Annotated in this window: 11 protein-coding genes; 7 read left to right on the top strand and 4 right to left on the bottom strand. The window is 72.2% G+C overall.

All coding sequences use genetic code 11. The features are described from left to right. The first annotated feature begins 62 nt into the window (after positions 1 to 62). Positions 63 to 344: a hypothetical protein gene (locus ACHUEU_RS10930; protein WP_394216152.1), complete on the top strand. Its 282-nt coding sequence runs from the start codon at positions 63 to 65 to the stop codon at positions 342 to 344. Between the two features lie 81 nt (positions 345 to 425). Here ACHUEU_RS10930 and ACHUEU_RS10925 read toward each other — a convergent pair whose 3' ends face one another. Together ACHUEU_RS10925 and ACHUEU_RS10920 are read right to left on the bottom strand one after the other, a co-directional pair. Further along, positions 426 to 1,250 (bottom strand): alpha/beta hydrolase, encoded by an 825-nt coding sequence (locus tag ACHUEU_RS10925; RefSeq protein ID WP_394216151.1) that lies wholly within the window; start codon positions 1,248 to 1,250, stop codon positions 426 to 428. A gap of 73 nt (positions 1,251 to 1,323) precedes the next feature. Further along, positions 1,324 to 2,535: an MFS transporter gene (locus ACHUEU_RS10920; RefSeq protein ID WP_394216150.1), complete on the bottom strand. Its 1,212-nt coding sequence runs from the start codon at positions 2,533 to 2,535 to the stop codon at positions 1,324 to 1,326. A gap of 179 nt (positions 2,536 to 2,714) precedes the next feature. Between ACHUEU_RS10920 and ACHUEU_RS10915 the strand changes: the two genes are divergently transcribed. After that, the gene (locus ACHUEU_RS10915) at positions 2,715 to 4,661 is read left to right on the top strand and encodes a solute carrier family 23 protein (protein ID WP_394216149.1); all 1,947 of its coding nucleotides are present in this window, start codon (positions 2,715 to 2,717) and stop codon (positions 4,659 to 4,661) included. Positions 4,662 to 4,704: 43 nt separating this feature from the next. Here ACHUEU_RS10915 and ACHUEU_RS10910 read toward each other — a convergent pair whose 3' ends face one another. After that, positions 4,705 to 5,742, bottom strand: a complete 1,038-nt coding sequence (locus ACHUEU_RS10910) for a diacylglycerol/lipid kinase family protein (protein WP_394216148.1) — start codon at positions 5,740 to 5,742, stop codon at positions 4,705 to 4,707. 23 nt (positions 5,743 to 5,765) lie between these two features. Here ACHUEU_RS10910 and ACHUEU_RS10905 point away from each other — a divergent pair, with 23 nt between their 5' ends. The 3 genes from ACHUEU_RS10905 to ACHUEU_RS10895 all read left to right on the top strand — a co-directional run bounded on the left by ACHUEU_RS10905 (position 5,766) and on the right by ACHUEU_RS10895 (position 8,618). Then, positions 5,766 to 6,992 carry an AI-2E family transporter gene (locus ACHUEU_RS10905; protein WP_394216147.1) on the top strand — a complete coding sequence of 409 codons (1,227 nt, stop codon included), beginning with the start codon at positions 5,766 to 5,768 and terminating at the stop codon, positions 6,990 to 6,992. A 52-nt stretch (positions 6,993 to 7,044) separates the two neighbouring features. Continuing rightward, positions 7,045 to 8,031: a malate dehydrogenase gene (locus tag ACHUEU_RS10900; RefSeq protein ID WP_394216146.1), complete on the top strand. Its 987-nt coding sequence runs from the start codon at positions 7,045 to 7,047 to the stop codon at positions 8,029 to 8,031. Between the two features lie 149 nt (positions 8,032 to 8,180). Continuing rightward, positions 8,181 to 8,618 carry an OsmC family peroxiredoxin gene (locus ACHUEU_RS10895; RefSeq protein WP_394216145.1) on the top strand — a complete coding sequence of 146 codons (438 nt, stop codon included), beginning with the start codon at positions 8,181 to 8,183 and terminating at the stop codon, positions 8,616 to 8,618. Between the two features lie 84 nt (positions 8,619 to 8,702). On the opposite strand, the gene ACHUEU_RS10890 is transcribed toward ACHUEU_RS10895, so the two are convergent. Beyond that, positions 8,703 to 9,266 carry a DUF421 domain-containing protein gene (locus ACHUEU_RS10890; RefSeq protein WP_394216144.1) on the bottom strand — a complete coding sequence of 188 codons (564 nt, stop codon included), beginning with the start codon at positions 9,264 to 9,266 and terminating at the stop codon, positions 8,703 to 8,705. 72 nt (positions 9,267 to 9,338) lie between these two features. On the opposite strand from ACHUEU_RS10890, the gene ACHUEU_RS10885 reads away from it, so the two are divergent. Continuing rightward, complete coding sequence (locus ACHUEU_RS10885) at positions 9,339 to 11,915, top strand: ATP-binding cassette domain-containing protein (protein ID WP_394216143.1); 2,577 nt, start codon at positions 9,339 to 9,341, stop codon at positions 11,913 to 11,915. Between the two features lie 94 nt (positions 11,916 to 12,009). Further along, entirely contained in the window at positions 12,010 to 13,557 is a 1,548-nt protein-coding gene (locus tag ACHUEU_RS10880; RefSeq protein WP_394216142.1) for an HNH endonuclease signature motif containing protein, read from the top strand. Positions 13,558 to 13,586 lie beyond the last annotated feature (29 nt).

The raw sequence follows: 13,586 nt of genomic DNA, 5'->3' as shown, positions 1-13,586 counted from the left end.
TGCGCCCCGGGGAGCACCGCCATGGACCTCGGGCGTTCTCGTCGCGAAATCAGGGGGCAGCAGTGGGCATCGTCGCAGGAGCCGCTCCGTCCGTCGCGGGCGCCCCGCTGTGGGAGCCGGTCGCCTTCTCCTGGCCCGTGCTGCTGATCCTCTCCGGCATCTGCCTCCTGCTGACCGTCGGCTTCGTGGTGTGGACGGTGCTGCAGCCGGACGAGCCCGAGCATGACACCGCGGCGCTGGTCGACAAGGCCACCCGGCAGGACCGCGAGACGGCGGCGACGATCCGCCGTCGGCTCGATGCGGACACCGGGCGCGCGGACGCGGCCGAGCCCGAACTGCGGTGACCGGACGGTGCTGAACGGGCTGTGCTGATCAGGGGTCGATGAACAGGCATCGATGAGCAGGTCGCTCCTGCGCAGGCGCGGTCAGTGCCCGGCGCCCGCGGTCTCTTCCAGGCCCATGGCCCGGCGGGCCGCTTCGATGAGGAAGCGACGCGCCTGCTGGGAGTGCGGACCCGGGCCAACGAGCGCCACCTGGTCGCCGCCGCCGGCGATCTCGAGATGCTGGTGCCGGGCCCCCGCCGCGGTGAAGGCGGCATCCAGGCGGCGGCCGTCCTCGACCAGCACGCCCTGCGACCCGGTCACCAGATGCGCCGGCGGGAGGTCGGACAGCTCGCCGAGCAGCGGGCTGAGACGCGGATCGGTGCGCGGCACGGCGCCGGCGTAGAGCCGGGCGGCCGTCCCCCGCAGGTCGTCGGCGTACTCCTCGCGCGTGAGATCCACCCACGGCGAGGAGAGCAGCAGCGCGGCCGGGGACCCCACCTCGGACGCGGCGAGGACCTGCGCCACGGCGAGCGCGAGCCCGGCGCCGGCCTCGTCCCCGGAGAGCACCCAGCGTCCGGGCCGCAGCGTGGCCTGCGTGGAGAGCGCATCGAGCGCATGCAGCACGTCCTCGATCGCGGCGGGGAAGCTGTGGCGCGGGGCGAGACGGTAATGGATCATCGCCCCGGCCGCACCGCTGCGGCGAGCGGTCTCCTCGAGGAAGTCCCAGGTCTGCACGCTCTCCCCGGCGACATAGGAACCGCCGTGCAGATGGACGATGGTCGCGGTGCTCGCGAGGTGCGGATCGATCCAGGTGACCGGTACATGGCCGTGCCGGCGCCGCTCGACGCGGGCGGGGGCGGCGAGGGCATGCGGAGGCAGGGACGGCCGCTGCGAGGCCAGGATGCGCAGGGTGCGGACGAGGCTCATGGGTGCATCCTGCCATGGATCAGGCGGGTCCTCCCGGGGAATCCGCCGCGCACGGGGCCGTCTCCCGGCGAGGTCAGGACCTGATCTCGTGGTCGACCAGGCGCGGCAGCCCCACCCGGAAGCCGGCGACGGCCAACAGCAGGCCGGTCCCGGCCAGGAACCACAGCACGACGGAGGAGGATCCGGTGGCGTCCATCAGGATGCCCGCGGTGATCGGGCCGAGCGCGGCCAGCAGATAGCCGATCGGCTGGACCATGCCCGAGAGCCGGGCGGTGACCAGCGGGGAGCGGGTGCGCGCGGGCAGCAGTGCGATCGCGGTGGGGAAGGCGAAACCGCCGATGCCCAGCACGCACGCCCACAGCATCGGGCTGACCGTCGGGACCAGGAGCAGGCCGAGGTAGCCGGCGGCGCTGAACAGGCCGAAGCCGCCCACGATCCAGGGCAGGCCCGGGACCCGTGCGATCACCGTCGGCATCACCAACCCGCCCACCAGGCCCCAGCCGGCGATCACCGCGACCAGCACCCCGGCCCGTGCGGGGCTGATCCCGGCATCGGTGAGGACCTGCGGGAGCATGCCGAACTGGGTGTAGGCGTTCAGCGACTGCAGCGCGAACATCAGCGTCAGAGCGATCGCGGTGGGCGAGCGCAGCAGCGAGCCGCCGATCTCGCCGTGCGCCGGGGGAGGCGGGAAGTCGTGCCCGGTGCGGGTCAGCACCGCCGCCCAGACCACCACCGGCACCGCGATCACCACCCCCCAGACCAGCAGGGAGTCCTTCCATCCGTCGGCCGCGGTGCCGGCCAGCGGCACCGCGAGCGCCGAGGCGGCTGAGCCGCCGATCGCGAGGGTCGCGCTGTACAGCGTCATCAGCCCGACGGTGCGGTTCCCCCCGTGCAGCTTGATCCAGGCCGGCACCAGCACGTTGCCCAGCGCCGGGCCCAGCAGCGCGAACCCGGACAGCGCCACGAACAGGGCGAAGGCCTCGCTCGCGGGCCGCAGCAGCAGGCCCAGCGCGGCCATCACGAAGGAGCCGATGATCGTGCCGGTCAGCCCCATCCGACGCGACAGCGGGACGGCGAGCAGGCCGAACGCACCGAAGATCAGCGGCGGCAGGGCGGTGAGCAGACCCGAGGCGAAGGCTCCGCGTCCGTAGTCCTCGACGACCTCTGTCATCAGCGGCCCGAGGCTGGTCGCCCCCGGGCGCAGGTTCACGCCGACGGTGAGGACGGCGAACACCGTGAGCAGGATGCCGAGGGGTCGCGGTCGGCGGGGCGCAGGGGTCGTCACCGTACTCTTCTACCCCGCATCGGCGGCCTCGGCCACACGATGACGGGGATCTCACGTCCCGCCGCCGGGGCCGCGCCCGCGGCAGCCCCCGGGAGAGGCCTACGCTGGTGCGCGGCCCGCCCCGGCCCGCCCCCGCTCCCCACGTCGAGGTCCGCGCTCGACGGCTCCCCGAGGACCCCATGACCACCGCCGCCGCCCCCGCGCCCCTGCCCGGCACCACCACCCCGCGCCGCCATCCCGTCGACCAGGTCCCGCCGGCGGGTCGGCTCACGGTGCTCTCGCTCCAGCACGTGCTGGCCTTCTACGCCGGTGCGGTGATCGTGCCGCTGCTGATCGCCTCCGGGCTGAACCTCACGGCCGAGCAGACGATCCATCTGATCAACGCCGACCTGTTCACCTGTGGCATCGCCACGCTGATCCAGTCCGTCGGCTTCTGGAAGGTGGGCGTGCGCCTGCCGATCATCCAGGGCGTGACCACCACCGCGGTGAGCCCCATCATCGCGATCGGCCTGGCCGCGACCGGCGGCGAGGGCGGCGTGGAGGGCCTGCCGATGATCTACGGCTCGATCATCGTGGCGGGCCTGTCCACCTTCCTGGTCGCCCCGTACTTCGCGAAGATCCTGCGGTTCTTCCCGCCGGTGGTGATCGGCACCGTGCTGACCACCATGGGCATCACCCTGCTGGGCGTCTCCGCGGGGGACATCACCAACTATGCCGAGGGCACCCCCGCGAGTCGTGACATCCTCTACGCCCTGGGCACGCTCGGGATCATCGTGCTGGTCCAGCGGTTCTTCCGCGGCTTCCTGGGCACCATCGCGGTGCTGCTGGGCCTGGTGATCGGCACCGCCGTCGCGGTGCTGCTGGGCGACACCTCCTTCAGCGGCGTCACCGAGGCCTCCGCCTTCGGGGTGACCACCCCCTTCTACTTCGGCGTGCCCACCTTCTCGCTCACCGCGATCGTCTCGATGATCATCGTCATGCTGATCACGATGGTGGAGACCACCGGTGACGTCTTCGCCGCCGGGGAGATCGTCGGCAAGCGGATCCGGCCCCGGAACATCTCCGAGGCGATCCGCGCGGACGGCCTGTCGACCCTGCTGGGCGGGGTGCTGAACTCCTTCCCCTACACCTGCTTCGCGCAGAACATCGGCCTGGTGCGCCTGACCCGGGTGAAGTCCCGCTGGGTGGTCGCCGGGGCCGGGGTGATCATGATCGTGCTCGGCGTGCTGCCGAAGGCGGGCGCCGTGGTCGCCGCGATCCCCTCCCCCGTGCTCGGCGGCGCCTCGCTGGCCCTGTTCGCCTCGGTGGCGCTGGTGGGCATCCAGACCCTGTCGACGGTGGACCTCACCGACAACCGCAACTCCGTCGTCGTCGGCACCTCGCTGGGCCTGGCGATGCTGGTCAGCTTCAAGCCCGACATCGCCGGGGTGTTCCCCGCCTGGGCGCAGGTGTTCGTCTCCTCGGGGGTGACCGTCGGCGCGCTCACCGCGATCGTGCTGAACCTGGTGTTCTTCCACCTCGGTCGCCAGCGCGGGGCGCACATCGCCACCACCGCCGAGGGCGAGCGGATCGGCATCGCCGAGGTCGATGCGATGGACCGCGAGACCTTCGTGGCCACCTTCGGGTCCCTGTTCAACGGTGCCACCTGGCCGCTCGAACGCGCCTGGGAGGCCCGGCCCTTCGCCGACGCCACGACCCTGCGCGCCGCGATCGAGGACGCGGTGCTCACCGCGGAGCGCGCCGAGCAGGACGCCCTGGTGCGTGCCTACCCGGACATGGCCGCCCTGCTCACGGCCGACGAGGAGCAGGCGGGCGCCATCAGCCAGGACGTGGGCTCCTTCGCCCTGGAGAACCTCACCGACGACGACGTCGAGGCCCTGCGCGACCTCTCCGCCCGCTATGCGGAGCGGTTCGACATGCCCTTCGTCGCCTATCTGGCCCGCACCGACGCCTTCGCGACGATCATCGCGGACGGGGTGCGGCGCCTGGACCACTCCCGCGAGCACGAGCGGCGCGTCGCGCTGAGCGAGGTCGCCGAGATCGCCGGGGACCGCTTCGGGATCATGGTGGCCGAGGCGAACCCGATCGGCTCCGCCTGGATCCGCAAGTTCGAGTCGCTGCAGTGAGGGTCGACGCGGGCGCCTGAGCCGGCTCTCGCACGGGGAGCGATCAGCCATCGACCCCAGGAGCCTCCGCCGCAGCAGGTCCCTCCCGCCCGGTGCCCCGTCCGCGATCGTCGCCGACGCACACGTGCAGGGCACGGTGATCGAGGCTGATCCGGGCCGTGCGCGTGAGCCCCATGCTGTCGCCGTCGAGCTGCACGACGTAGGGGATCGCGAAGCGGACCTCGAACCGTCGCCCCTGGGCATAGGTCAGAGCCCGCAGTCCGGGCGCGAGGCGTAGCATGCCGCGGCCGAACCGGGAACGGTGGGCGACCCCCTGGACCGTCAAGCGCGTCCCGATCCGCGCCCACCCGATCCTGCGGGAGGGCCGCAGCATCACCACGTCCAGGAGCCCGTCGTCGAAGGTGGCCTTCGGAAGCAGGAGCATGCCTCCGGTGAGAGTTCCGCAGTTCCCGATGATCACGGTATGGGCACGCGCCGTCCTGGTGGGTCCGTCATCGACCCGGTACGTCAGGTCGACCGGCCGATTCGCGAGCACCGACCGGGCGATCGCCGGGACATACGCCGACCACCCGAGGAACCGCTTCGCCAACGGCTTCGTGGTGCGCGCCATCTCCGCGTCCAGGCCGATGCCGGCCATCACCAGAAAGATCTCTGCGCTCCGCGCGCCCTCCTCGTCCTCGAGCTCGACGACGCCGACATCGACCGGTCGCGTCGGCCCGCCGAATGCCGCTGCGACGGCCGCCGTGACGTCCCCCAGGGGCAGCCCCAGGTTGCGGGCCAGGAGGTTCCCGGTGCCGAAGGGCAGCAGTGCGAGCGGCGTACCGCTGTCCAGGACCACCCCGGCGACGGCACGGACCGTCCCGTCGCCTCCCGCCACGATGATGACCGAGGGCGATGCCGCGAGCGCGCGGCGGGCCGCGCTGCGCCCCGAGTCGTACCGGTCGGTCGGAAACCATCGGGACGGACCCCATGCGTGGCGGCTCTCCTGCTCCCCGACGGCGTCTCGCATCCGGTCGAGGGGGACCGCGACGGGGTTGTAGATGATCGCTGCGTGATCCGCTGTGCGCGCCTCGGACGACATGGTCGGAGCGTAGTCTCCTGAGCATGTCCACCCCTTCGCTCCCCGGCACGGGCGACGAGAACGTCCCCGCCCTCTGGTCCGATCCTCTGGGGCGGGTGAGCGTGCGCTGTGGTCAGCTGCTGCTGATCGCCGCCGTGGTCGGCGGTCTGCTGTGGGTCCTGATGCGGGTCGGGATCGTGGTGGTCGCCGCCCTGGTGGCACTGATCCTCGCCTCGGCTGTCTCCCCGATGGTGGCCTGGCTCGTCCGCAAGCACTGGTCCCGCGCCCTGGCCACCCTCACGGTGTTCCTGGGCACGCTGCTGGTGCTGGGTGGGGTGGTGACCGGGATCGTCTTCGCCGTCCGCAGCGAGTGGGATGAGCTGTCGGCCTCTGCGGTCGGTGGCTGGGAGGAGCTCCAGCGCTTCCTGCGCACCGGTCCGATCCCCGTCGACACCGCGTCCCTCGACTCCGCGCTGCAGAAGGCCACCGGATTCGTCACCAGCGGAACCTTCCTGGGCGGCGCGCTGAGCGGCATCGGCGCAGCCACCGGGGTCGCCACCGGGGCCGTACTCATGATCGTCATCCTGTTCTTCTTCCTCAAGGACGGCCAGCTGCTGTGGAGCTTCACGCTGCGCTGGTTCCACGACGGGACCCGCGCGAAGCTGGCGGAATCCGGGGACCGGACCGTTCAGCTGCTCGGCGGGTACGTGCGCGGCACCGCCATCATCGCGGCGGCCGATGCCGTGTTCATCGGGGTGCCGCTGGCGATCCTCGGGGTGCCGCTCGCCTTGCCCCTGGCCGTCATCGTGTTCGTCGGCGCCTTCGTGCCCATCGTCGGTGCGACGGTCGCCGGGGCCCTGGCCGCGCTCGTCGCGCTCGTGACGCACGGCCCCCTCATCGCTCTCGTGGTCATCGGGATCGTCGTCCTCGTCAACCAGCTCGAGAGCCATCTGCTCCAGCCGCTGGTGATGGGCCACGCGCTCAGCCTGCACCCCCTCGTCGTGCTGCTGGCACTCGCTGTGGGCACGATCGTGAGCGGGTTCTTCGGCGCGATCCTCGCCGTGCCGTTGACCGCCGTGGCCTGGTCGGTGGTCCAGGTCTGGACCGACACCTACCAGACCGGCGACGATCCTGTCCTCGGGAAGGATCCCCTCTCGTCCCGCCACCGGGCATCGTCGAAGTCCAGCCTCGCCGAGCGGTGGAAGTATCAGCGGATGCGCAGCAGCCCCCCGCCGGCCGCCGAGACCCTCCCCACCGACGACGACTCCTGAGCTCGAGTAATCTGTCGGGACGTCCGGATCGACGACGATCGAGGAGATCGACATGCCATCACCAGTCACCGTGACCGTCACCGGTGCCGCCGGGCAGATCGGCTACGCCCTGCTGTTCCGCATCGCCTCCGGGCAGCTGCTGGGCCCGGACACCCCCGTCTCACTGCGGCTGCTGGAGATCCCCCAAGGGATGAAGGCCGCCGAGGGGACCGCGATGGAGCTCGATGACTGCGCCTTCGAGCTGCTCGCCGGCGTCGAGGTCTTCGACGACCCGACGGCCGGTTTCGAGGGCACGAACATCGCCCTGCTCGTCGGCGCCCGCCCCCGCGGCCCGGGCATGGAGCGCAGCGACCTGCTCGAGGCCAACGGCGGCATCTTCGCCCCCCAGGGCGCAGCGATCAATGCGGGCGCCGCGGACGACGTCAGGGTCCTGGTGGTCGGCAACCCGGCCAACACCAATGCGCTGATCGCCGCCGCGCACGCCCCCGATGTGCCCCGCGACCGGTTCACCGCGATGACCCGGCTGGATCACAACCGGGCGCTCAGCCAGCTCGCCACCAGGACCGGTGCTGCGGTCGCCGACATCGAGAACCTGACCATCTGGGGCAACCACTCCGCCACCCAGTACCCGGACATCTCCCACGCCTCGGTGGCCGGCAGGCCGGCCCTCGAGGTGGTGGACGACCCGGCCTGGGTCACGGGCAGCTTCATCCCCACCGTCGCCCAGCGCGGCGCAGCGATCATCGACGCCCGCGGGGCCTCGTCGGCCGCCTCGGCGGCGAACGCCGCGATCGACCACGTCCACGACTGGACGCACGGCACCCCCGCGGGCTGCTGGACCTCCGCCGGAGTCGTCTCCGACGGCTCCTACGGGGTGCCGGAAGGGCTGATCTCCTCGTTCCCGGTCCGTTCCTCCGGGGGGCGGTGGGAGATCGTCCAGGGCCTGGAGATCGATGACGTCTCCCGGGGCCGGATCGACGCCTCGGTGGCAGAGCTGGTCGAGGAGCGTGACGCGGTCCGCCGCCTCGGTCTGCTCTGAATCGCCGGCAGCCGCCCGGCGCCGGGAGGTCGGGGGCCCTCCCACGGGCGGGACGAAGGACCCCTCTCCCGATCCCCGCTCCGGAGCTAGGGTGGGGGCAAGCGCCCTTCGCGGCAGCGCGGGGGCGACCGCCGATCGAAGGAGTCACCATGCCCCGTCCCGTCGTCAGCACCGGATCCGCCGCCTGGAAGGGCGATCTGCTCTCCGGCTCAGGGACCACCACCCTGGAGACCTCGCAGCTCGGCACCTTCGACGTGAACTGGAAGGCCCGCTCGGAGGAGGCCGCCCAGGGCACCACCTCCCCCGAGGAGCTGCTGGGAGCCGCGCATGCCACCTGCTACTCGATGCAGTTCTCCAACATGCTCGCCGAGAACGGCACCCCGCCCACCTCGGTGGACACCTCCGCCGCGGTCACGTTCAACATCGCCGAGGGCGGGATCACCGGGATCGCACTGAGCGTCACCGCGACGATGGACGGTATCGAGGACGCCGACTTCCAGCGCCTGGCCGAGGAGGCCAAGAGCAGCTGCCCGGTCTCGAAGGCACTGGCCGGCGTGGACATCACGCTGACGGCCTCGCTCGCCTGAGTCCGCACTCCCTCACCGACCTCCGGCCCTGCACCCGCTGCGGCGCAGGGCCGGACCGCGTCGCACCGTCCCGGCGGCCGGGGCTCAGCGCGTCAGCGAGCGGGGGATGATCCCGGCGCCGCGCACGCCGCGCACCAGGCGCTCATCGATCGTCTCGCCCCGATGCACGATGGTGAGCCCTCCGCGCGGCTCGAGGATCACCAGGTCGGTGTCGATCACGCGGCGCACGCCGCCCCGTCGCAGCAGCGTGAGCAGCTGTGCCTCGCGCAGCCCCAGATGGCGCAGCTGCCAGCGGAGCACATGGCCGTGGACCATCACCACCGTCGGCCGGGGTCCGCGCCGGGTGAAGACGCGATCGAAGCCGGGCCGCAGGCTGCCCAGGAGGTACTCGAGCACCAGCAGGGTGGTCACGGCGATCAGGCCGCCCACCAGGGTCGGGGTCTCGCCGAGGATGGCGCGGGCGATGAGGGACCCCAGCAGCGCCATCACCGCGAAGCTCAGCATCGATGGGTTCGCGCTCAGGCGCGGCCCGGCGATCTGGAGGATCAGCGTGAAGACCAGGTACAGCACGATGCTCGCGATGAGCACGCCCAGCGCACCGGCGGGCGACGCCCCGATCTGGTACCAGAGCTCCTGAAAGAACGTCATGGGTTCATTCTCCCCCACCTGCGCTCCCCCGCTCCGCGGCAGGGTACCGTCGGCGCTTGCTACGTTGGGCGGATGAACCTCCCCGACCTCTCCCTGACCGGCGGCGACGACGGCTACGTGCACGTGCGCGGGGCGCGTCTGCACAACCTGCAGGAGGTGGAGGTGGATCTTCCGCGCGGGAGGCTGGTCGCCTTCACCGGCGTCTCCGGATCCGGGAAGTCCTCCCTCGCCTTCGGCACGATCCACGGTGAGTCCCAGCGCCGCTATCTCGAGTCGGTCGCGCCGTTCGCCCGGCGGCTGATCGGCAGCGCCGTGGACCCGCAGGTCGAGGCGGTGACCGGGATGCCGCCCACGGTCGCGCTCGAGCAGCGCACCTCCGCGGGCGGTGCCCGCTCCACCGTCGGCACCACCACGAACCTCTCCAACGCGATCCGCCTGCTCTACTCGCGGGCCGGGGAGCATCCCGCCGACGTGCTCGAGAAGGGCTCCGCCCTCCACGGCGGTCGCCTGACCTCCGATTTCTTCTCGCCGAACACCCCGGACGGCGCCTGTCCCCGCTGTCACGGGGTGGGTGTGCTGCGCGAGCCGACGGAGGTCTCGATGGTCCCGGATCCCTCACTGTCCATCAGCGAGGGCGCGATCGCGGCCTGGCCCGGGGCGTGGCTGGGCAAGAACTTCCGCGACATCCTCGACACCCTCGGCGTCGACGTCCATCGCCCCTGGCGAGACCTGCCGGAGCAGACCCGCCAGTGGATCCTCCACACCGAGGAGCAGCCGGTGGTGACCGTCCACCCGGTGCGCGAACCGGGCCAGACCCACGGCACCTATCGGGGGCAGTGGCGCAGCGTCGAGCGGTATCTGCGCGATGCCGTCGCGACCTCGAAGGCGGAGTCCTCCCGGCGGCGCGCCCTCACGCATTTCTCGGTGGCCACCTGTCCCCTGTGCGAGGGGCACCGACTGGGTCCGGACGCCCTGCGCGTGACCTACGTCGGGCGGCCGATCTGGCAGCTCGCCGCGATGCCGCTGGACGATCTCGTGACCGCCCTGACCTCCCGCCTCCAGGCGCTGCCCGCGGGGGAGGGCACGCCCGAACAGGAGGCGGAACGGATCCTGCTGCCGACCGTGCTGCCCGTGCTGGGCACGATCGTGGGTCTGGGCCTCGGGCATCTCGCCCTGGATCGAGCGGCGGGGACCCTCTCGACCGGCGAGCTGCAGCGGCTGCGGCTGGCCGCGCAGCTGCGCTCGGGACTGTTCGGGGTGGCCTACGTGCTCGACGAACCCTCGGCCGGGCTGCATCCCAGCGAGAAGGGCGTGCTCCAGCATCTGTTGGACTCCTTCCTCTCCGAGGGGAACTCGGTGCTGCTGGTCGAGCACGACATGACCCTGGTCGCCGACGCCGACTGGATCGTGGATGTGGGCCCGGGCGCGGGGGCCGACGGCGGCGAGGTGCTCTACTCGGGCGTGGTCGAGGGCCTCGATGAGGCGGAGACCTCGGTGACGGCCCGGTATCTGCGGCCTGGAGCGCTCGCCCTGCGGACGCCGTCCGAGGTGCGCGACCCCCACGGATGGCTCGAGATCGACGTCGTGCACACCCGCACGCTGCAGGGAATCGATCTGCGGCTGCCGCTGCGCTCGTTCACGGCTGTCACCGGCGTCTCCGGGGCCGGGAAGAGCACCCTGGTCACCCATGTGCTCGGCACCGTGCTCGGCGAGCGCGTGCGCACCACGGTGGCCGATGATCCCGACCCGACGGCCGATGCGGGCGGGGCCGCCGCCTCCGAGGCCGGCACCGGGACCGGCACCGGCCTCGCGGATGACCGGGTGCGGCACGGCGAGGTGCGGGGCAGCGAGGGCATCGATCGGCTCGTGCACATCACCCAGAAGCCGATCGGCCGCACCCCGCGCTCCTGCCTGGCCACCTACACGGGCCTGTTCGACCGGGTGCGGCGCCTGTTCGCCGACACCCCCGAGGCGCGGTCGCGCGGCTGGGGCGTGGGCCGCTTCTCCTACAACGTCGCCGAGGGGCGCTGCCCCGAATGCAGCGGCACCGGACACATCGAGGTGGAGCTGGTGTTCCTGCCCGGCTCGTACGCGACCTGCCCGCGCTGCCACGGCACCCGGTACAGCCCCGAGACCCTCGAGGTGACCTGGCAGGGACTGAGCATCGCCGAGGTGCTGTCCCTGTCCGTGGCGCGTGCCCGCGAGGTGTTCGCGGACGATCAGCGGATCTCCCGGGCGCTGGATGCACTGGCCGCGATCGGTCTCGGCTACCTCGCCCTCGGCCAGCCCGCGACCGAGCTCTCCGGCGGCGAGGCGCAGCGGATCAAGCTGGCCACCGAGCTGCAGCGCACCGTGCGCGGGCACAGCGTCTATCTGCTGGACGAACCCACCTCGGGCCTGCATCCGGCGGATGTGGATCTGCTGGTCGGCGAGCTGAACCGACTGGTGGACGCCGGCCAGACCGTGGTCGTGGTCGAGCATGATCAGCGCGTGATCGCCCAGAGCGACCGCGTGATCGACATGGGCCCGGGCGCCGGCGACAAGGGCGGGCGGATCGTCGCCCAGGGGGCTCCGGCACAGATCCTCGAGGCGGACGCCAGCCTGACCGGGAGCGAGCTGCGGAAGGTCGCCCGCCCCGAGCACGCCTGACTCGCCCCTCGCCCTTCGCCCCTCCGCACCGTCTGTCACACCCCTCTGATGGACTGAGGTCGACGATCAGAGTCGACGTCCATCGGAGGCCGTGATGACCCGCACCCCACCGCTCGAGACCCCCTCGCCCCCTCCCGAACCCGCAGCTCACGCCCTGCTCACCCGGTCCGCTGCCGAGGAGCTCGGTGCCCGGATCCAGCAGCAGGCGGCGATGATCGCCGAGGCCACGTGCGAGCTGCTGCTGATGGTCGGCGAGTTCGACGCCCGTGGAGGACTCGGCTGGTTCGGCGGCCTGAAGTCCACGGCGCACTGGCTGTCCTGGTCCTGCTCGATGTCGCCCGGCACCGCCCGGGAGCACGTCCGGGTGGCCCGCGCTCTGCCGGAGATGCCGCTGACCGTCGCCGAGTTCCGCGCCGGGCGGCTGTCCTACTCGAAGGTCCGTGAGATCACCCGCGTCGTCGACCGCGCCGAGGAGGCCCTGCTCGTGGATCTCGCCCGTTCCATGACGGCTTCGCAGCTCGCCCGCACGATCTCCACCTTCCGTGCGGTCGACGGCAGCCGGCTCGGCCAGGACGCCGTGCGCCAGGCGCGGTGGCAGGTCCGCGATGACGGGATGGTCGAGATCCGTGCCCTGCTGCCCGCGGAGTTGGGCGCCGAGGTGATCACCGCCCTAGAGCTCTCCCTGCACCGCGACGGGACCGAGCCGCCGCAGATCGATCCGGACGCCGACAGGCCTGCGATCGGAGACGTCGCGAACAGCGGCGCCGCGCGGACGATCCCCCATGCCGATCAGCTCTCGGCGGAGGACGCCAGCAGGCGCGCGGCCGAGATCACCACGGCACCGACCCTGGAGCAGCGCAGGGCCGACGCCCTGCTGGATGTCGCGCGCAGCTTCCTCGACGCGGAGCCCGACGATCGTTCCGGCGAGGACCGCCACCTGGTGGTCGTCCAGGTCAGCGCCGAAGCGCTCGCGCAGACCGTTCCCGCGGGAACGCCGCCCGCCGAGCCACCGCCCGCCGCCGGGCTCGCTGTCGAGCCGGTCCCGCTCGACGTTCCCGCGGGAACGCCCGAGGTCTGCGGCGCGCTCGGCGCGGGTCCGCTGGAGACACGCACCGCCGAGCGCCTCGCCTGCACCGGCGAGGTCGCGATCTCGATCACCGATGCCGGTGGCGAGATCCTCTATCTGGGCAGGTCACGACGCCTGGCCTCACGGGCTCAGCGCCGCGCACTGCGCCTGCGGGACACGACCTGCAGCTTCCCGGGCTGCCATCAGTCCCAGCACCTCGACGCCCACCACGTGGTCCCCTGGTCAGAAGGCGGCCCCACCGATATCGACGGCCTCGCGCTGCTGTGCCGCCGTCACCATGTGATGGTCCACGAAGGCGGCCTGCGGTTGATCTGCGAACCCCGCTCCGCAGCGCTGCCCGGTGGACGCTTCGCCGTGGTCGACGCCGCAGGACGGCCGGTCCAGGCCCGCTGGCCCGCCACGCTCGAGCACCTCTCGATCCGGACCCTCACGGTCGCGAGCGATGACCCCGACGCCGACCCGGAACGCATCGCGGCGACCACGGGCGGAGCGGGCTTCCGTCTCGCGGACTGCGTGGACGCCCTCTGCCGCAGCGCCGTGGACCTCGCTGCGTGAACGGGCTCCCCCTCGGACCCCCGCAGCCG

This window comes from Brachybacterium vulturis (assembly GCF_043641765.1).
Taxonomy (GTDB): domain Bacteria; phylum Actinomycetota; class Actinomycetes; order Actinomycetales; family Dermabacteraceae; genus Brachybacterium; species Brachybacterium vulturis_A.
Note: the sequence above shows the minus strand (reverse complement) of the source record. Positions and strands in the feature narration are given on the sequence as shown.